Source organism: Mesorhizobium sp. M8A.F.Ca.ET.208.01.1.1 (assembly GCF_004791315.1).
In the GTDB taxonomy this organism is placed as follows: domain Bacteria; phylum Pseudomonadota; class Alphaproteobacteria; order Rhizobiales; family Rhizobiaceae; genus Mesorhizobium.
The window spans coordinates 1670160-1689144 of sequence record NZ_SRUT01000001.1 but is presented as its reverse complement, the minus strand read 5'-3'; the positions used below and the strand labels follow the sequence as shown (position 1 = coordinate 1689144).

General features: G+C 65.5%; 20 protein-coding genes. 15 read left to right on the top strand and 5 right to left on the bottom strand.

Translation table 11 applies throughout. From position 1 onward, the window contains the following. The first annotated feature begins 135 nt into the window (after positions 1–135). The gene (locus tag EN851_RS08685; protein ID WP_127276750.1) at positions 136–813 is read left to right on the top strand and encodes a hypothetical protein; all 678 of its coding nucleotides are present in this window, start codon (positions 136–138) and stop codon (positions 811–813) included. 36 nt (positions 814–849) lie between these two features. Here EN851_RS08685 and EN851_RS08680 read toward each other — a convergent pair whose 3' ends face one another. Further along, a complete protein-coding gene (locus EN851_RS08680; protein WP_127276748.1) occupies positions 850–1299 on the bottom strand; it encodes a nucleoside deaminase in 450 nt (149 codons plus the stop codon). 180 nt (positions 1300–1479) lie between these two features. On the opposite strand from EN851_RS08680, the gene EN851_RS08675 reads away from it, so the two are divergent. From EN851_RS08675 to EN851_RS08655, 5 genes are all read left to right on the top strand, one after another. After that, entirely contained in the window at positions 1480–3570 is a 2091-nt protein-coding gene (locus EN851_RS08675) for a pseudouridine synthase (RefSeq protein WP_135915390.1), read from the top strand. After that, positions 3567–4121, top strand: a complete 555-nt coding sequence (gene rsmD, locus EN851_RS08670) for a 16S rRNA (guanine(966)-N(2))-methyltransferase RsmD (protein ID WP_127276744.1) — start codon at positions 3567–3569, stop codon at positions 4119–4121. Before EN851_RS08675 ends, rsmD begins: the two co-directional genes overlap by 4 nt. Positions 4122–4240: 119 nt before the next feature. Then, positions 4241–5629 (top strand): pitrilysin family protein, encoded by a 1389-nt coding sequence (locus tag EN851_RS08665; RefSeq protein ID WP_127276741.1) that lies wholly within the window; start codon positions 4241–4243, stop codon positions 5627–5629. 2 nt (positions 5630–5631) lie between these two features. Beyond that, positions 5632–7008, top strand: coding sequence for a pitrilysin family protein (locus EN851_RS08660; protein ID WP_135919785.1), 1377 nt, complete (start codon positions 5632–5634; stop codon positions 7006–7008). Beyond that, positions 7005–7871, top strand: coding sequence for a patatin-like phospholipase family protein (locus EN851_RS08655; protein WP_135928982.1), 867 nt, complete (start codon positions 7005–7007; stop codon positions 7869–7871). The genes EN851_RS08660 and EN851_RS08655 overlap by 4 nt, the downstream gene beginning before the upstream one ends. Positions 7872–7952: 81 nt before the next feature. On the opposite strand, the gene efp is transcribed toward EN851_RS08655, so the two are convergent. After that, positions 7953–8522, bottom strand: a complete 570-nt coding sequence (gene efp / locus EN851_RS08650) for an elongation factor P (protein ID WP_127276735.1) — start codon at positions 8520–8522, stop codon at positions 7953–7955. A gap of 154 nt (positions 8523–8676) precedes the next feature. Here efp and epmA point away from each other — a divergent pair, with 154 nt between their 5' ends. Then, a complete protein-coding gene (epmA, locus tag EN851_RS08645; RefSeq protein ID WP_135928981.1) occupies positions 8677–9723 on the top strand; it encodes an EF-P lysine aminoacylase EpmA in 1047 nt (348 codons plus the stop codon). Positions 9724–9750: 27 nt separating this feature from the next. On the opposite strand, the gene EN851_RS08640 is transcribed toward epmA, so the two are convergent. Next, positions 9751–10167 carry a VOC family protein gene (locus EN851_RS08640; RefSeq protein ID WP_135928980.1) on the bottom strand — a complete coding sequence of 139 codons (417 nt, stop codon included), beginning with the start codon at positions 10165–10167 and terminating at the stop codon, positions 9751–9753. A 174-nt stretch (positions 10168–10341) separates the two neighbouring features. On the opposite strand from EN851_RS08640, the gene EN851_RS08635 reads away from it, so the two are divergent. The 6 genes from EN851_RS08635 to lpxK all read left to right on the top strand — a co-directional run bounded on the left by EN851_RS08635 (position 10342) and on the right by lpxK (position 15934). Beyond that, complete coding sequence (locus tag EN851_RS08635; RefSeq protein ID WP_127869691.1) at positions 10342–11685, top strand: TldD/PmbA family protein; 1344 nt, start codon at positions 10342–10344, stop codon at positions 11683–11685. Beyond that, the gene (locus tag EN851_RS08630; protein WP_135928979.1) at positions 11672–12475 is read left to right on the top strand and encodes a 3'(2'),5'-bisphosphate nucleotidase CysQ; all 804 of its coding nucleotides are present in this window, start codon (positions 11672–11674) and stop codon (positions 12473–12475) included. The genes EN851_RS08635 and EN851_RS08630 overlap by 14 nt, the downstream gene beginning before the upstream one ends. Before the next feature lie 76 nt (positions 12476–12551). Further along, positions 12552–12797: a DUF4170 domain-containing protein gene (locus EN851_RS08625; protein WP_015318348.1), complete on the top strand. Its 246-nt coding sequence runs from the start codon at positions 12552–12554 to the stop codon at positions 12795–12797. A gap of 5 nt (positions 12798–12802) precedes the next feature. Next, positions 12803–13594 carry a lysophospholipid acyltransferase family protein gene (locus tag EN851_RS08620; protein WP_127280825.1) on the top strand — a complete coding sequence of 264 codons (792 nt, stop codon included), beginning with the start codon at positions 12803–12805 and terminating at the stop codon, positions 13592–13594. After that, on the top strand, positions 13591–14907 hold the full coding sequence (waaA, locus tag EN851_RS08615; protein WP_127869690.1) for a lipid IV(A) 3-deoxy-D-manno-octulosonic acid transferase: 1317 nt from the start codon (positions 13591–13593) through the stop codon (positions 14905–14907). The genes EN851_RS08620 and waaA overlap by 4 nt, the downstream gene beginning before the upstream one ends. Before the next feature lies 1 nt (position 14908). Next, positions 14909–15934, top strand: a complete 1026-nt coding sequence (lpxK, locus tag EN851_RS08610) for a tetraacyldisaccharide 4'-kinase (RefSeq protein ID WP_127869689.1) — start codon at positions 14909–14911, stop codon at positions 15932–15934. On the opposite strand, the gene EN851_RS08605 is transcribed toward lpxK, so the two are convergent. Beyond that, a complete protein-coding gene (locus EN851_RS08605) occupies positions 15931–16164 on the bottom strand; it encodes a DUF2093 domain-containing protein (protein ID WP_127278225.1) in 234 nt (77 codons plus the stop codon). The two genes, lpxK and EN851_RS08605, sit on opposite strands and share 4 nt — an antisense overlap. A 114-nt stretch (positions 16165–16278) precedes the next feature. On the opposite strand from EN851_RS08605, the gene EN851_RS08600 reads away from it, so the two are divergent. Continuing rightward, positions 16279–16872: a hypothetical protein gene (locus EN851_RS08600; protein WP_127278226.1), complete on the top strand. Its 594-nt coding sequence runs from the start codon at positions 16279–16281 to the stop codon at positions 16870–16872. 112 nt (positions 16873–16984) lie between these two features. On the opposite strand, the gene EN851_RS08595 is transcribed toward EN851_RS08600, so the two are convergent. Then, positions 16985–17911, bottom strand: coding sequence for a LysR substrate-binding domain-containing protein (locus tag EN851_RS08595; RefSeq protein WP_127278227.1), 927 nt, complete (start codon positions 17909–17911; stop codon positions 16985–16987). A gap of 91 nt (positions 17912–18002) precedes the next feature. Here EN851_RS08595 and EN851_RS08590 point away from each other — a divergent pair, with 91 nt between their 5' ends. Continuing rightward, on the top strand, positions 18003–18896 hold the full coding sequence (locus tag EN851_RS08590; protein WP_127869688.1) for a DMT family transporter: 894 nt from the start codon (positions 18003–18005) through the stop codon (positions 18894–18896). Positions 18897–18985 lie beyond the last annotated feature (89 nt).

The window sequence follows — 18985 nt, the reverse complement described above, 5'->3', positions numbered from 1 at the left end:
ACGAGTGGTTGAGGTAAACACGCGAAACTCCGGAAGACAAATTGTCGCCGGATTTCCGTCGCAAGTGCTTGCACGATGGGGACCGGATACAAAGCCGGTGCGATCGAGAGGCTGTCTAGAGTGGGACTTTTTGGCATGACCGAGAGATATAACGCGCGCCTTGCGCTGTTGGCGCCGCTTGTCGTATCGGGCCTCGCTTTGTCCGGCTGCATGGGCTCTCCGACCTATGGCACCGACAAGACCGCTGCCGAACAGTTGGCCGGCGATCTGACAGGCGCCGTTTCCTTCGCGCCGAAGCACAAGGACCCGATCGACTACAAGCCGCGTCCCACTCTGGTGAAGCCGGCACCCGGCCAGAAGGAAGCGCTGCCTGCCCCGCAGGAAAGCATTCAGACGGCGAACGCCGGCTGGCCCGAATCGCCCGAGCAGCGCCGCGCGCGCCTGCGCGCCGACGCCACCGCGCACCAGAATGACCCAGCCTACCAGGCGGAGATCGTCGACGACGTGCAGACGGATCCGGCTTCGGTGAAAAGGGCGATGGCTGAATCAGGATCCAGCCACCCGCCGGCGTGGAAACCCGCCGATTCCGACAAGGGCCGCGCTGCCGAGATCCAGCGCCGCCTTGCCGAAAGCAAGCAGGGCGACCCCAACACGCGTAAATATCTCAGCGAGCCGCCATTGCCCTACCGTGTCGCCTCCGATGCCGCGCCGCAGAACGAACTCGGCGAAGACGAGTACAAGAAGGAGCGCCGCCTCAAGGCAAAGGCCGAGGGCAAGAAGGGCGGCTGGTTCGACTGGTTGCCGTCGCTGTAAGAACAGTCGCGCCGCCCTGTCGTGCGCGGCCTTGGCTCAGTCTCGACGCCCCCTGAAAAAATCCTTCAGCAGCAGGCCCGCTTCGGTTTCGGCCATACCCGGATAGATATCGGGTGTGTGATGGCAGGTCGAAGAAGTGAAGAAGCGTACGCCGTTGACCACGGCGCCGCCCTTTTCGTCGGCGGCGCCGAAATAGAGACGGCGCAGCCTGGCGAAGGAGATGGCTCCGGCGCACATGGCGCAAGGTTCCAGTGTCACATAAAGATCGTGGCCGGTGAGCCGCTCGCTCGAGAGTTTGCCGCAGGCTTCACGGATCACTAGCATCTCTGCGTGCGCCGTCGGGTCGGCAAGCTCGCGCGTGCGGTTCCCGGCACTGGCAATGACCGTGCCGCCATTGGCGATCACCGCGCCGACCGGCACTTCGCCGCGCAAGGCCGCAGCTTCGGCCTCCTGCAGCGCCAGCGCCATGAAATCCGGCCTCTTCAAGCGGTTTGTCTTCCCATTATATCCTCGCCACCCGGCGGTGATCCTGTTATGGAGCGCATCAACCCGAAAATCGGACTCGATTTTCGGGAATGATCATGCGCCAAATCAAAAATGCTACAGCGTTCGTTGCGCGCCGAACGGATGTGCCACGCTGTAGCAGCGCAAACGGACAAAGGCCACATGGACGACAACGACAAGAAATCTCCGCGCAAAGGCGGCCCGGGCAGGAGTGGCCCGAAATCGGCAGGTGCACGTGGCCGCGACGCCAGCAAGGGCGGGAAGCCGTCCTTTGGTACGAAAAAGCCTTATGCCCCGCGTGGCGATCGGCCGATGGCCGCCGATGGGGACCGGCCGAAGCGGGACTTCAAGGGCGGTGACAGGCCGTTCAGCAAGGGACCGCGCCCAGAAGGCAAGCCTTACGAAAAGCGCGAAGGCCCGCGCAAGCCCTACGCGCCTCGCGGCGACCGTCCGATGGCGGCCGAAGGCGAGCGCAAGCCTTATGAAAAGCGCGAGGGGCCGCGCAAGCCCTATGCCCCGCGCGGCGAGCGTCCGATCGCCGCCGAAGGCGAGCGCAAGCCTTATGAGAAGCGTGAAGGGCCGCGCAAACCCTATGCCTCGCGTGGCGACCGTCCCATGGCGGCCGAAGGCGAACGCAAGCCCTATGAGAAGCGTGAAGGCCCGCGCAAACCCTACGCGCCGCGCGGCGACCGTCCGTTTTCTGCTTCGGCCGACGGCGGCGAAAAGCGCTTTGACCGTCCCAAGCGTGATTTCACAGATCGTCCGAAGCGGGATTTTGCTGACCGTCCAAAGCGCGACTTTGGAGGCGACAGACCCAAGCGTGATTTCGGTGATCGGCCCCAGGGTGCATCGGGCGGTGGTTTCAAGCCACGTCCGCGACCAGCCGAAGGAACCGAAGAAGCCGGCGAGCGCATCGCCAAGCGGCTGGCACGCGCCGGGCTCGCCTCGCGCCGCGATGCCGAGGAACTGATCGCCGCCGGCCGCGTCAAGGTCAATGGCCGGGTGCTGGCCTCGCCGGCGTTCAACGTCATGCCCAATGACATCATCCATCTCGACGGCATGGAAATCCCGCCGATCGAACGCACGCGCCTGTTCCTGTTCCACAAGCCGGCCGGCGTCGTCACCACCAACCGCGACCCCGAAGGCCGCAAGACCGTCTTCGACGTGCTGCCGGCCGAGCTGCCGCGGCTGATGACCATCGGCCGGCTCGATATCAACACTGAAGGCCTGCTGCTGCTGACCAATGATGGCGGCCTGTCGCGCGTGCTCGAACTGCCGGCCACCGGCTGGCTGCGCCGCTACCGCGTGCGCGTCCACGGCAAGGTCGAGGAAAGCGCGCTCGCCGGCCTGCGCGAAGGCATTGCCGTCGACGGCGTCTTCTACGGCGCCATCGAAGCCAGCCTCGATCGCGAGCAGGGCTCCAACGCCTGGCTGACGATCGGCTTGCGCGAGGGCAAGAACCGTGAGGTCAAGAACATCCTCGGCGCGCTCGGCCTCGACGTCACGCGGCTGATCCGCATCTCCTACGGCCCGTTCCAGCTCGAGGATCTCCCCGAAGGTCATGTGCTGGAGATCAAGGGCCGAGTGCTGCGCGACCAGCTTGGCGAGCGCCTGGTCGAGGAATCCGGCGCCAATTTCGACGCCGAGATAACAAAACCGTTTTCCAACCAGCCCGTGCGGCGCACCGAAGTCCGCGAGGCCGAGCCCGAACGGCCGAAGTTTACGCGAGACGGCGAGCGACGGCCGATCGGCGAGGGCGGGCTGATCAAGAACCGCAAACGCCGGGAAGGCAGCCGCGACGAGGCGCTCGGCAAACTGTCGACGAGTCCCGACAGAGGCGAGAGAGCAGAAAAGAGCTTCGGCGATCGCGGTCCGCGACCGGAGCGTGGCGGCTTTGGCGATAAGCCGCGTGGAAGTTTCGGCGACAAGCCGCGCGGCGGATTCGGTGACAAGCCTCGCGGCGGCAAGAAATCCGAACGCGAGCAACGGCCGATCGAGCCGCCAGGCCAGCGCAAGGCCAATGTCTGGATGGCGCCGGGAGCCCGGCCGATCGGCAAGGGCAGGGCGGAGGCCGATGCGGCCAAGGCGGCCGAGAACAAAGCGCGCAAGGCCTCGTTCAAGCCGTCATATGGCAAGCCCGCCGACAAACCAGGCGGTGCGAAGCCATTCGGCAAGCCGCGTGGCGAGCGTCCAGGAGGCGCCGGTGGCGGTGAGCGGCCGCGCGGCGGCCCCAAGGGTCCCCGCACAAGATGAGAATCGTCGGCGGTGAGTTTCGCGGGCGTCCGCTGGCGACGCCCCGCAGCAGCGCTATCCGCCCGACGACCGACCGGACCCGCGAGGCCGTCTTCAACGTTCTGGCGCATCGCTTCGCCGGGCAAGTGGAGGGCGCGCGCGTGCTCGACCTGTTCGCCGGCACCGGCGCGCTTGGTTTGGAAGCCCTGTCGCGCGGGGCATCCTATGGCGTGTTCATCGAGGAATCGGCCGAAGGCCGGGGCCTGATCCGCGACAATGTCGAGGCCTTCGGCCTGACCGGACGCACCAAGATCTTCCGCCGCGATGCAACCGGCCTTGGCGAGGCGGGCACGCTGGCGCCGTTCGGTCTCGTCTTTGCCGATCCGCCCTACGGCAAGGGCCTTGGCGAGCGCGCCCTGCGGTCCGCCAAGGATGGCGGCTGGCTGCGCCCCGGCGCGCTCTGTGTGGTCGAGGAGACGGCGGCGGTTCCCTTCGAGCCAGGCCCGGGCTTTTCCGTGCTCGATGAGCGCAACTATGGCGAGACCGTCATCCGCTTCATCGAGGCTGCCTGACAGGACCGCTTCAGCAGTGGCCTCTTTGCCGCCGCCTTTGCCGGCAAGATGACCAACAATTCACTTTGCTTGTCGCCAGCGCCTTGCCTATCGTCGCTGCATGAAAACCGGAGCCATCGATGACATCCAGGACTGAATGGCTGCGGCCGGCGCTGCTGGCGACCTCGCTGGCCTTGTTCATCGCCGGGCCTGTCCTGGCCGACAGTTCTGCGTCGCCCAAGACTCTGCCGGCCGAGTTCAAGGTCACGGATTTCCTGCTCGACAACGGTATGGAAGTGGTCGTCATTCCCGATCACCGCGCGCCGATCGTCACCCATATGGTCTGGTACAAGATCGGTAGCGCCGACGAGCCGCCGGGCAAATCCGGCATCGCCCATTTCTTCGAGCATCTGATGTTCAAGGCGACAGCTCATCACGCGGCCGGCGAGTTCGATCGCGCCGTCTCCGACATTGGCGGCTCCAACAACGCCTTCACCTCCTATGACTACACCGCTTTCCACGAGACGGTGGCCCCGTCGGATCTCGAGCTGATGATGAGCTTCGAAGCCGACCGCATGCGCAACCTCATCCTCACCGACGACGTCATCAAGACCGAGCGCGACGTGATCCTGGAGGAGCGCCGCTCGCGCATCGACAACAATCCGCAGGCCGTGCTCGACGAGGAGGTCGATGCCACACTGTGGCAGAACCAGCCCTATCGTATCCCGGTCATCGGCTGGATGCAGGAGATGGAGCAGCTGAACCGCACCGACGCCGTCGCCTTCTACAACAAGTACTACCGGCCCAACAACGTCGTGCTGATCGTGGCCGGCGACGTCGAACCGGAAACGGTGAAGGCGCTGGCCGAGAAGACCTACGGCAAGGTGGCCCGCGGGCCGGATCTGCCGCCGCGGGTGCGCCCGGTCGAACCGGAGCAGAATACCAGGCGCACCGTCACGCTCTCCGACGCCCGCGTCAGCGTGCCGAGTTTCTCGACACAATGGGTCGTGCCTTCCTATCACACCGCCAAGCCGGGTGAGGCCGAAGCGCTCGATCTGCTCGCCGAGATTCTCGGCGGCGGCAACCGCAGCCGGCTTTACCAGGCGCTTGTCGTCAAGCAGGGCATCGCTTCCAGCGCCGGCGCTTACTTCCAGGGCACCATGCTCGACGACACCAATTTCACCGTCTATGGCGCGCCGCGCGGCGACGCCAAGCTGGCCGACGTCGAAGCCGCGGTCGATGCGGAGGTGGCGCGCATCGCCAGCGACGGCGTCACATCGGATGAGCTCGAAAAAGCCAAGGACCGCTATGTCAGGTCGATGATCTTTGCCCGCGACAAGCAGGATTCCATGGCCAACATCTATGGCTCGACGCTCGCCACCGGCGGCAATGTCCAGGACGTGCAGCAATGGCCGGATCGCATCCGCAAGGTCACAACCGACGAGGTCAAGGCCGTGGCCGCGCGCTATCTTGTGCCGGCCCGCTCGACGTCAGGCTATCTCTTGCCGCAGCAACAGGCGGGGAATTGATGATGATGAACGAGCATCTCCGCGCTTTTCCTTCTCCCGCAAGGGGAGAAAGGAAGGCCCTGCACGCCCTCGCGACCCTCTTCCTCTCCATCCTCTTCCTGGTCCTGCCGGCGCTTTCCGCCCGCGCCATGGAGATCCAGTCCGTCACCTCGCCGAAGGGCGTCACGGCCTGGCTGGTCGAGGACTATTCCGTGCCGGTTGTCGCCATCCGCCTCGTCTTTGGCGGCGGCTCGACTCAGGATCCGCCGGGCAAGGAAGGGCTGGCCAATCTGATGACCGGTCTGTTCGACGAAGGCGCCGGCACTCTCGATTCGGAAGCTTTCCAAATCAGGCTCGACGATGCCGGCGCCGAGATGAGCTTCGACGAGACCCGCGATGGCATCTACGGCTCCATGCGCATGCTGGCCGAACAGCGCGACGAAGCCTTCGACCTGTTGCGGCTGGCGGTCAACGAGCCGCGCTTCGATCAGGCGCCTATCGACCGCATCCGCGCCCAGGTCCTGTCCGGCATCATCGCCAACGAAAACGACCCAGACACGGTGGCGCAGAACCGATGGGCGCGCGCCGTCTATGGCGACCACCCCTATTCGCGCTCCGATCAGGGCACCAGGCAGAGCGTCGCCGCCATCACTCAGGCCGATCTCAAGGCCCTGCACAAGGCGGTATTCGCGCGCGGCGGCCTGCATGTCGCCGTGGTCGGCGCCATCGACGCCGAGACGCTGAAGAAGAAGCTGGACATGGTGTTCGGCGATCTGCCGCCGAACCAGGCGCTCGCCCCTGTCGGCGATATCGAGCCCAGGCTGGCGCAGCATATCGAGGTCAATTACGACCTGCCGCAGACCTCGCTGCAGCTCACGTGGCCCGGCGTGAAGCGCACGTCGCCGGATTTCTTCCCGGCCGCGCTGATGAACGAAATCCTTGGCGGCGGCACCTTCACCTCGCGCCTGTTCCAAGAGGTGCGCGAAAAGCGCGGGCTGGCCTACAGCGTCAATTCCTCGCTGGTAAACCAGGACCACGCCGACGCACTGATCGTCACCACCGGAACGCGTTCCGACCGCGCCGCCGAGACGCTCGGCATCGTGCGCGACGTCGTCAAGCGGCTGGCCGAGGACGGCCCGACCGAGGCCGAACTGGCGGCGACCAAGAAATATCTGATCGGCGCCTATGCGATCAACAATCTGGATTCGTCGAGTTCCATCGCCGCGACGCTGGTCGAACTGCAACTCGACGATCTCGGCATCGACTACATGCAGCGCCGCAGCGGTTACATCAACGCGGTGACGTTGGATCAGGTCAAGGCGGCGGCGAAGAAGCTACTGACGGCGGAGCCGACCATCATGGTGGTCGGGCCTCCACTGGCGGGAGCAGGCAAGGGATGAGCCCCACCTTTGGCATAGCTTTCGGCGGCGGCGGCGCGCGCGGCCTGGCGCATATCCATGTCATCGAGGCGCTGGACGAGCTTGGCATCAAGCCGGTGGCGATAGCCGGCTCGTCGATCGGCGCCATCATGGGCGCCGGCATGGCCTCCGGCATGACCGGCAAGGATATCCACGACTATGCCCGCTCGATCCTTGGCCGCCGCGCCGAGGTGGCGAGCCGCATGTGGCGGGCGCGGCCGGGCACGATCGCCGAGGCCATGCAAAACGGCATCCGCGTCAGCCAGTTCAATGTCGAGCGCATCCTCAAGGCGTTCCTGCCCGAGGCCATTCCTGAAACCTTCGCCGAATTGAAAATCCCGCTGAAGGTGACGGCGACGGACTATTTCGGCCACAAGCTCGCTGTCTTCGACGACGGCGACCTGCACTCGGCCCTTGCCGCTTCGGCCGCCATTCCCGCCGTCTTCCGCCCGGTGACGCGCGACGGCAGGCTGCTGATCGACGGCGGCATCTACAACCCCGTGCCGTTCGACCTGATCGAGAAGGATGCCGACATCATCATCGGCGTCGACGTGGTCGGCGCGCCGGAAGAGGCCGACCGCAAACAGCCGACCTCAGTCGACCTGATGTTCGGCGCCACGCAGCTGATGATGCAGTCGATCATCGCCAACAAGCTGAAACAGTGCCAGCCCGACATACTGGTCCGCCCGGCGGTGTCCAAATACCGGGTGCTCGATTTCCTGAAGATCGACGCCCTGATGAACGAGACGGTTGAAATCAAGGATCGGCTGAAGCGCGAGGTGGAGGCCGCAGTTGAACAGCGCGCCGCCAAAGCGAAAAAAAGAAGGGTTGCAGCCAAAGCGTGATCGCTATCAGCGACTACGTCTGCAAGACCGTGAGGGTTGTTTGTGCCGCCTCGGCGGTGAAGCAGTGCCGAGGGCTTACCCTCAGTCCTTCGCCCGCTCCACATAGGACCCGTCGGCGGTCATCACCACCACGCGGGTGCCAGGCGCGATGTGCGGTGGCACGGTGGTGCGCACGCCGTTGGAAAGCACGGCCGGCTTGTAGGAGGACGAGGCCGTCTGCCCCTTGGTCGTCGGCTCGGTGTCGACCACTTCGAAGGTGGCGCGCTGCGGCAGCACCAGGGCTATCGCGATGCCGTTGAACTGCGACACCTGCACCGGCATGCCTTCCTGCAGATAGGGGGCTGCGTCGCCGACCACGGCTTCCGTCACCGCCACCTGGTCGTAGGTTTCCGGGTTCATGAAGTGATAGCCTTCGCCGTCGGCGTAGAGGAAGGTGTGCTCGCGCTCCTCGACATAGGCACGCTCCACCTGCTCGGTGGTGCGGTAGCGCTCCGACACCTTCACCCCGTCGCCGATGCGCCGCATGTCGAGCTGGGTCACGGGCGTGCCCTTGCCTGGGTGAATGTTTTCGGCAAAGAGGATCACATAAAGCTTGCCGTCCTTGTCGACGACATTGCCTTTGCGGAGCGAACTGGCGATGACTTTCACCACGGTTTTAAATCCTGCGAGAGTTGACGGGCGTTTGCCGGCTTGCGCGGCGCTGGATGGGGGCCTAGCGCATCTTGGCGCGAACCGCCAGCCCCCCAATGCGAACTGGCATGGGGCGAACTGATATGGGCCCCACCGCCATGCCTTCAATCCGCTCATGACCGTCGCGTCGCCCTGGTGGACGCCGCATGTCCACGCAGATCGCCGCCCGCGCTTGATGCTGCGCAATGGGCTGACGGCGGCCTTGCGCGACTGGTTCGCCCGCAACGACTTCATCGAGGTGGAGACGGCGGTGCTGCAGGTCTCACCCGGCAACGAGGCGCATCTGGCGGCTTTCGTCACGGAAGCGGTCGGGCCGGATGGCGTCCGCTCGCCGCTTTATCTCCACACCTCGCCGGAATTCGCCTGCAAGAAATTGCTCGCCGCGGGGGAGCAGCGCATTTTCAGCCTGGGTCCGGTATACCGCAACCGTGAGCGCGGTCCTTTGCATCATCCCGAATTCACCATGCTCGAATGGTACCGGGTGGGCGAAACCTACGAAAGCCTGATGCGCGACTGCGCCGATCTGCTGGCGTTGGCCGCGACACGGGCAGGGGCCACGCGCTTTTCCTTCCGTGGACGCGACTGCGATCCGTTCGCCGAACCGGAGCGGCTGACCGTGGCGGATGCCTTCAGCCGCCATGCCGGCATCGACCTGCTGGCCACGGTCGCCGTCGACGGCGACACGGACCGGGAGAAGCTTCATGCCGCAGTGGTCCAAGCCGGCCTGCGCACCGCGCCTGATGATAACTGGGCGGATTTGTTCAGCCGGGTGATGGTGGAAAAGATCGAGCCGTTCCTCGGGCAGGGGCGGGCGACCATCCTGTGCGAATATCCGGTCGCCGAGGCGGCACTCGCCCGTCCGAGCCCCGGGGATCGACGCGTCGCCGAACGGTTCGAACTCTATTGCTGCGGTGTCGAACTCGCCAACGGCTTTGGCGAGTTGACCGATGCGGCCGAGCAGCGCCGGCGCTTTATCATCGAGATGGATGAGAAAGAGCGCATCTATGGCGAGCGCTACCCGCTGGACGAGGATTTCCTGGCTGCCCTTGCCATCATGCCGCAGGCCAGCGGCATCGCGCTCGGCTTCGACCGCCTGGCGATGCTGGCGACCGGCGCGCAGAAGATCGAGGACGTTATCTGGACACCCGTCGCGGCATCTTGAACGAGAGGCCGCTACCAGCCCCTCATTTCAATGCGCGAAAACCTGCTCCAGTGAACGAAAACCCTTGAATTCCAGGGCGTTGCCCGACGGGTCGCGAATGAACAGCGTCGCCTGTTCGCCGGGCTCGCCCCTGAAGCGGACCATTGGCCGCTCCAGCCAGTCTATGTCGTCGCGCGCTTCCAGCCGCGTCGCCAGGCGCTGCCAGTCATCCATCAAGAGCACGGCGCCGAAATGCGGGATCGGCACCAAAACGCCGTCGACCTTGCCGTCACTGGCGGCTTGCGCGGCCTGCGGCCGCAGATGCGCCGACATCTGGTGGCCATAAAGGTCGAAATCGACCCAGGTCGCCGACGAGCGGCCGATCGCGCAGCCCAGCACCTCGCCATAGAAAGTTCGGGTTTCATCGAGATCACGAACCGGAAAGGCAAGATGGAAAGGCGTCATGGCGAAGGCTCCAGATAGGCAAAAGCTGCGGCGTCCGCTCCTGGCGGGCGCTTCGATGGCGATTTGGTCGCGACATCCTGATTGCCCTTCTGCCATTGCACAAGCGGCATTGGAACAATAGATGGTGCGGCAGCACCTGCCTTCCGGACAGGCTGAAGAAACAGGATCAAGTGCATGACCGACAAGCTCGACGCCGCGAAATTGACGGACCGCGTCGCGGCCCTGGTCGAGGCCGCCAAACGCGCTGGCGCCGATGCCGCGGACGCCGTCGCGGTGCGTGGCCGCTCGACCGGTGTTTCGGTGCGGCTTGGCAAGGTCGAAAACACCGAAGCATCCGAGGGCGACGATGTTTCGCTGCGGGTCTTCGTCGGCCAGCGTGTGGCCAGCGTATCGGCCACCGCCGCGTCCGATCCGAAGGCGCTTGCCGAGCGTGCCGTTGCCATGGCCAAGGTGTCTCCCGAGGATCCCTACCAGGGTCTTGCCGACCCTGCGCTGCTCGCCAGGCAGACGCGCGACCTGGACCTGTTCGACGCGACCGAAGTGTCGGCCGACCAGTTGAAGGAAGCGGCCCTTGCGGCCGAAGCGGCGGCTCTCGCCGTCAAGGGCGTGACCAATTCGTCCGGCAGCAATGCCAGCGCCGGGCTGGGCGGGATGGTTCTGGCCACCTCGCACGGTTTTCTCGGCCAGTATGTCGCCTCGCGCTTTTCGCGCTCGGCCAGCGTCATTGCCGGCGAGGGCACCGGCATGGAGCGCGACTATGAATTCTCCTCGCGCCAGCATTTTGCCGATCTCGACGCGCCCGAGGATATCGGCCGCATGGCCGGCGAACGGGCCGTGCGTCGTCTTGGCGCGCGCAAGGCGGCGACCGGACCGGTCGACGTGGTGTTCGACCCGCGCGTCGCGCGCGGCATTGCCGGCCATATCGCCGGCGCCATCAACGGTGCTTCCGTTGCGCGAAAAACCTCGTTCCTGCGCGACATGATGGGCAAGCAGGTGGCCGCTGCCGCCATCACCGTCACCGACGAGCCGTTGCGGCGCCGTGGCCAGGCCTCGCGTCCATTCGATGGCGAAGGCGTCGAGGGCGAGAGGCTCCTGATGATTGAAAAGGGTGTCCTCAACCACTGGTTCCTGTCGACGTCGGCGGCGCGGGAGCTCGGCCTTGTCACCAACGGTCGCGGCGCGCGCGGCGGCTCCTCCGTCTCGCCGTCGTCGACGAACCTTGCCATCGAGGCGGGCGAGCGCTCGCCGGAGGATTTGATCGGCTCGCTCAAGACCGGCTTCTACGTCACCGAAGTGTTCGGCCAAGGCGTGGACATGCTCACCGGCGAATACAGTCGCGGCGCCTCGGGCTTCTGGATCGAAAATGGCGCGCTCGCCTATCCGGTCGCCGAAGTCACCATCGCCTCGAACCTGAAGACGATGTTCCTCAACATGGTGCCGGCCAATGACCTCGACCGCAATTTCGGCACCGCGGCCCCGACGCTCCTGATAGAAGGCATGACCCTTGCCGGAGCATGACCTGACCACTGCCGGTGCCGATCAGGACTTGCCGCTGCTGCGTGACGCCGCCCGCGAGGCCGGTCTTATCGCCATGCGCTACTTCGGCAACAATCCGCAGGTCTGGATGAAGGGCGGCACCTCGCCGGTCAGCGAAGCTGATCATGCCGCCGATGCGTATCTGCGCCAGACGCTGCTTGCGGCACGGCCGGATTATGGCTGGCTGTCGGAAGAGACGGCCGACGATCCGGCACGGCTTTCGGCGCGCCGCACCTTCGTTGTCGACCCGATCGACGGCACGCGCGGCTTCCTCGAAGGCCAGCGGACATGGTGCGTCAGCGTTGCCGTCGTCGAGAATGGCCGCACGCTCGCCGGGGTGCTCGAATGTCCGGCGATGGATGAGACCTACTCGGCGCTGCCCGCTCAGGGCGCCTTCCGCAACGACAAGCGCATCGCGGTGCGCAAGCCTGGGGACAAGGCTGAAATTTCAGGATTGAAGCAGTTGATCGACCTGGTGCCTGCCGGCTGGCAGAAGCGGCTGCAGCGGGCACCCTACATCCCCTCGCTCGCCTACCGCCTGGCGATGATCGCCAACGGGACGCTCGACGCAACGTTCGTCAAGCCGAACGCGCATGACTGGGACATCGCAGCCGCCGATCTCATTCTGCGCGAGGCGGGCGGCCAGCTGCTGGATGCGAATGGCCGGGCGCCGCTCTACGCCGGCGAGGTGATCCGCCACGGCGCGCTCGCAGCCGGAAGCGGGGACCTGCTGGCGGTGCTTGTCGATGTCATCGCCGGGCTGGATGCCTGAAAGCGTTTTCGAAGGTTCCAAAGTCGGCGGCTTTGGTCTAGACCTGTCACAAACTCACGATATGTGAAGGACCGACATGGCCGCGGAAGACGGAAAGAAACAGCTTTTGCATCTGGTGTTCGGCGGCGAACTCAAGAAGCTTGGCGGTACCGAGTTCAGGGATCTCGACGCGCTCGACATCGTCGGCGTCTATCCCGACTATCAATCCGCGCACACTGCGTGGAAAGCCAAGGCGCAAGCCAGCGTGGACAATGCTCATATGCGTTATTTCGTCGTTCATCTGCACCGCCTGCTGGATCCTGATAGCAAGGCCGCCGGTTGACCTCGATGGAGCATGATCTGGCGAAACAGCCAGCCAGCGAGGCCGCGCCCACGGGCAGGGGCGGCAGCCGCACGACCAAAGCCTTCTGGCGCCGCATTCGCGAGCCGCTCGCGCAGTCCCGATTCGTCAAGAACGCCATTGCCAGCCTGCTCGCGCAGTTCGTGCGGCTGGTTCGCCTGACCAGCCCCCTGGTCGCCGGATCGGCGCGCTTTTCGGGTGGCGCCTACGCCGAGTTCGAGCCGGGGATCATTGCTCTGTGGCATGGCCAGCATCTTTTGACACCGGCTTATTACCCCAAGCGCAAGCCGTTGGTCGCCATGGTGTCGCGCAGCGCCGATGCCGAGCTCAACGCGCTGATGCTTGAGAAGTTCGGCATCGAGGCGGTGCGCGGTTCGGGTGGACGTGACAATGCCAGGCATCTGGACAAGGGCGGGGCCAAGGCGCTCATCGCCCTCAAAAAGTCGCTCACCGCAGGCAAGAACGTCGCCATGATCGCAGACATTCCCCACGGTACCCCGCGCGATGCAGGGCTCGGTATCGTTCTCCTGGCTCGCCTCTCCGGCCGGCCGCTCCTGCCCGTCGCGATCGCCACCAGCCGCCGCAAGGTGCTGGAAAAGAGCTGGGACAAGACCACCATCAACCTGCCCTTCGGCCGCTCCGCCGTGACCATCGGCGCGCCGATCTTCGTGGCGGCGGATGCCGACGACGCCGAAATGGAACGCAAGCGCCTGGAAGTGACGGCCGCCCTCAACGCCGCGACCGCCGAGGCCTACCGTCTCGTGGACGGTCCTCGATGAGCGGCCGCTGGGCCCGCACCATGCTGTCGGCATATCGATTTGCCGGCGCGGCCGCCTATCCGCTGGTCGGACCCTATGTCGCCTGGCGCACTTCGCGCGGCAAGGAAGACCGCAACCGCCGCCGCGAGCGCTACGGCGTCGCCGGCCGGCCGCGCCCCGAGGGGCCGGTGATCTGGATCCATGCCGCGAGCGTCGGCGAGACCTTGGCCGTCGTGCCGCTGGTCGAAAGCATCCTCGACTACGGCGTCAACATCGTGCTGACGACCGGCACGGTAACCTCCGCCCAGGTCGTCGACGAGCGGCTCGGCGACCGCATCATCCACCAATATGTGCCGCTCGATCTGAAGCCGGCGGTCAGCCGCTTCCTCGATCACTGGAAACCGGATCTGGCGATCATCGCCGAATCCGAGATCTGGCCGATGACCATCCTCGAACTCGGTGCTCGCCACGTGCCGCAGGTGCTGGTCAATGGCAGGCTCTCCGATCGCTCGTTCACGTCGTGGAAGAAGCGGGCCAACATCGCCGAGGCGCTGTTCGAGAATCTGGCCCATGTCGTTGCCCAGTCCGACGTCGACGGCGAGCGGTTTCGCGCGCTCGGCGCCCGGCCGGTCACGGTGTCGGGCAACCTCAAGGTCGACACCAACCCGCCTCCGGTCGACGATCGCGCGCTCGGCATTTTGCAGCGGCAGATCGGCGATCGGCCGACCTGGGCGGCGATCTCGACCCATGATGGCGAGGAAGTGGTCGCGGCGGAAGTCCACGCGACGCTGCACAAGCGTCACCACGGCCTTTTGACGATCGTCGTTCCGCGTCACCCCGATCGGGCCGAAGCCCTTGCCGCGCAGATTTCCGGCATGGGGCTGAAGGTCGCGCGGCGCAGCAAGGGCGACCGTATCGGACCCGACACGGATATCCTGCTTGGCGATACGATCGGCGAAATGGGCTTGTACCTCCGCTTGACCGAAATCGCTTTCGTCGGCCGCTCGCTGACCTCCGAAGGCGGCCAGAATCCGCTCGAGCCGGCCATGCTCGACACCGCCGTTTTGGCCGGGCGCAACGTGCAGAATTTTCGCGAGGCCTATCAGCGCCTGCTCGACAGCGGCGGCGCCAAGCTGGTGCGCGACCGCGACATGCTGGCTGGCGCCGTCAATTTCCTCCTGACCAACGAAGTGGCGCGCCACGAGATGATGGCGGCGGGGATCGCGACCGTCGACGAGATGCGCGGCGCACTGGCACGTACGCTCAAATCGCTCGAACCATATATCCAGCCGCTGGTGGTCAAGGCGCGCCTGAAAGGCGCGAACGGGCGTTAGCGTGGCCACCGAAGCACCGCCCTTCTGGTGGGAAGAGCCGGACTGGAAGGTCCTGGCGCTGTCGCCGCTGTCGACCGTCTACGCGCTGGCCGCCGGCCGCGGCATGCGCAGGGCCCGGCGCGAGAAGATCGACGCGCCGGTTTTGTGCGTCGGCAATTTCACCGTTGGCGGCACCGGCAAGACGCCGGTGGCGATCGCGCTCGCCCAACAGGCCAGGCGCATGCAGCTGAAGCCCGGTTTCCTGTCGCGCGGCCATGGCGGCTCCTTTGCCGAGCCGCATGTCGTCGATATCAGCCATGACAGCGCCAGACATGTCGGCGACGAACCGCTGCTGCTGGCCGAACATGCTCCGGTGGCGGTGACGCCCAATCGAGCCGCCGGCGCCCGGCTGCTGCTGGAAAAACACGGCTGCGATTTCCTGATCATGGACGACGGCTTCCAGAGCGCGCGCATCCATATCGATTATGCGCTGGTCGTCGTCGATGCCCGTTACGGGATCGGCAATGGCCGCGTCATCCCGGGCGGTCCTCTCAGGGCCAAGATCGTCGACCAGCTGGTCTTCACCAGCGGGCTGCTCAAGATGGGCGAGGGCACCGCTGCCGATGCCGTGGTCCGCCGGGCAGCGCGTGCCGGCCGGCCGATCTTCGAGGCCCACACCGAGCCGAGCAGCAAGGCCGGGCTTGCTGGAAAGCGGTTTCTGGCCTTTGCCGGTATCGGTCATCCCGAAAAGTTCTTCGACACGGTGCGCGAGGCCGGCGGCGAAGTGATCCTGTCCAGGCCCTTTCCGGATCATCACTTCTACGCGGAGGACGAGCTCGCCGAACTGGCCGCGACGGCGCGGACCGAAGGCCTAGGGCTGATCACCACCGCCAAGGACGCCGCCCGGTTGCGCCACGGCGCCCCGCGGGATTTTCTCGACCGTCTTGACGTGCTGGAAATCGACACCGTGTTCGAGCTTGATCACGTGCCCGAACGCATCATCGAGGAGACGCTCGATGCCTGGCGGCAGCGCAAGCTGAAAGGCTAGCCCCGTTTGCGCAACTCCGGGTGCATCTCGATTTCGCGGCGCAGCGAGGCAGTGGCGTTCACATAAGGCTCCTGCCTGGCGACGCTCCAATATTTCAGCTCGTCCAATGGGATGTTTTCGCCCGTCACCGCGCAGCGCACGAACGAGCCGGGGCTGGTGACCTGGAAATCGCCATCGAGGTAGCGGATGCGGGCTTCCTTGCCGCCGGGGCCTTCGAAACGGTTCATCATGCAATGGCACTTGAGTTCATCGGGATTCAATCGCCATAAATCGTCGGCAAGGTCAAGCTTGGCGCAATGCTCATGTAATATTGCCCTATGGCACAATGGTTGTCAGGAAGCGCCATGGACATCGCCAATGCAAGCGTGCCGTCTTTGCTGAAAGAAGCGCTCACGCCCCAGCCGGTTCCTTCGCCCAAGGCCGATCCGGCGACCGCGGCGCTGGTCAAGGAGCTCGTCCAGCCGCCGGCGCCCGCTATGGTGCAATCGGCGCAGTTCGCCACCCAGGTGCTGCAGAGTTCGCTGCCGCGACCGGCCGCTCAAACCTCGCAACGCCTGTCGTCCTCCGAGATCGAGGATGCTTACCGGGCCGTCATGGAACCTGACGCCGTCCACCATGCACCGGCCCGAGCCTCGGCGGGTGGGGCAGGGGCGGATACCGATCAGGCTTCGCGCGGCTTCGCGCCGTCGCAGACAACGGCCACCGACAGCACACCCAAACTGGCGCCGGCCCTGTCCACATTTTCGCCGGCCGTCGCTTCCGCGGCGGTCCTGGTCGCGGCCAATGCCAACGCGCCGCAACCGCGCGGCGCCTCCATCCGTCCGGCTGGCCATGCGCCACGATCCGAGCCAGCTCCGTTGTCGCTGTGGACCATATCGATCGTGACGGCCATCGTCTCGGCCGTGACCACCATGATCGTGCTCTTGCTGTTCCGTTAGGCAGGGTTCACGCGATTTCCGACAGGGAGCCGCCACGCATTTTCCCCTGGGGAATTGCACTGAAGTACATATGTCCTGAAAGCGGGCCGGCGATGGCCGGATGCCTTCGAGCCTAATCGTCATCCTGCAGGAAAGCTTCCAGCCTTGCCGAAGCAAGCCCGGCCTGTTCGGCAATGCGCCTGGCGAGATCGGCGGCGGCCGCGCGCGGCCGGCCGACCGGACGATCCAGCCAGTAGGAAACCGGATTGAGCGTGGTGCGATCGTCGACGGCGACGAGGCGCCCCGATTCTATCTGGTGCTCGGTGAGCGGCGGCCGGGCCAGCGCGATGCCGAGGCCATGGGCTGCTGCATCGAGTACCAGATTGTAGTCCTCAAAGCGGCGGTCCTGCGGGCGCGGCCGGTAGTCCACGTCCTGCGCGGCGAACCAGGCACGCCAGCCCGACGCGTCGGAATCGTTGATCAGCGGGAATTTGAGCAGCCGGGCCGGGTCACCACCGCCGATCTCCCGTGCAAGGTCTGGCGAGGCGATCGGGAAGAGATGTTCCTCGAACAGTTGCACCGAGACGCGGCCCGGGATGCGGCCGCGACCGCAGCGGACCGAAAGATCGATGCCTTCGTCGGCGAGATCGGCCTGACGGTTGTCGACGTCGAGCACGATGCGCAGGCGGGTAGGGTCGTTTTCCAGCGTTGCCATGCGCGGCATCAGCCATAGGCCGCTCACCGATGGAATGGAGGCCAGACGCACCACCGCGGTGCCACGCGGCTCCACCCAGCGGTCCGAATCGACCGAGATCAGGGCGAAAGCTTCGGTGGTCCTGAGATGCAGGCGATTGCCTTCGTTGGTCAGCGTCACGCCGCGCGCGCCACGTTCGAACACCTTCAGACCAAGCCAGTCCTCGAGCTTGGCGATCTGCCGGCTGACGGCGCCATGGGTAAGGTTGAGCTTTTCGGCGGCGGCCGAAAAGCTTCCCGTGCGCGCCGCGGCGTCGAAGGCGCGCAATGTCTCCAGCGGCAGCATAGTGTTCGAGCTGTGATCCATGCTCACAGGTGACCCTCGATTTGGTCGTTTGTCAATCGACCCGGAAAGGCGTTTTCTGCTCTCGAAACTCGAAGATTCCGAGGGCACAGAGATGAGCACGACGACAGGCACGTTGAATTCGACACAGCGGATGGACACCACGGCCGCCATCGCCGTGGCGCTGACGGTGATCGGCTGGGCTTCCGCCTTCCCGGCGATCCGTGCCGGACTCGCCACCTTCCAGCCGCTGGAGCTTGGCGCCCTGCGCTTTGCTATCGCCGCCGTGCCGGCGGCGATCTACCTTGCCGTCAAGCGCCCGGCACTGCCCCGGATCGGTGATTTGTGGCGCCTCGCCTTCGGCGGCGCCATCTTCGTCGCGCTCTACACCGCGATGCTCAATTTCGGCGAACTGACCGTCTCGGCTGGAGCCGCCGGCTTCATCATCAATGTCAGCCCTATCTTCACCGCCATCATGGCGATGGCGCTGCTTGGCGAGCGTTTCTCCGGCATAGCCTGGATCGGTACGGTCATTTCCTTCGCCGGCATCGGCATCATTGCCATCGCCGACGGGCATGGCCTGCATTTCAATGCCGGCGCGCTGCTGGTGCTCGGCTCGGCACTCTGCTCGGCCGTCAACACCATCGTCCAGAAGCCGCTGTTTGCCCACCATCATCCGCTGACCATCGCGGCGTCCAACATGGTGCTCGGCGCGCTCTGCCTGGCGCCCTTCCTGCCCGCCGCTCTCCAGCAAGCCGCCGTCGCCAACACCGCCGGCCTCGGCGCCGTCATCTATCTCGGCATCGTGCCAAGCCTGATCGCCTATGCGGCCTGGGCGACCGCGCTGTCGCGCCTGCCCGCGGCGCGTGCTTCGAACTTCTTGTACCTGGTCTCGCCGATGTCGGCGCTGATCGGCTTCTTCTGGCTGGGCGAAGTGCCGACGCTGCTCGGCATCCTCGGCGGCGCGCTGGCGCTCGGCGGCGTTATCGTGGTGAATTTGAAACGCTAAATCAAAAGGTTGCGGTCTTTCCCTGACTCGTATCAAGAACCGCGGATTTCATCGCCAGTTGACGGCCGCCCCAACGCAAGGCAACCGTC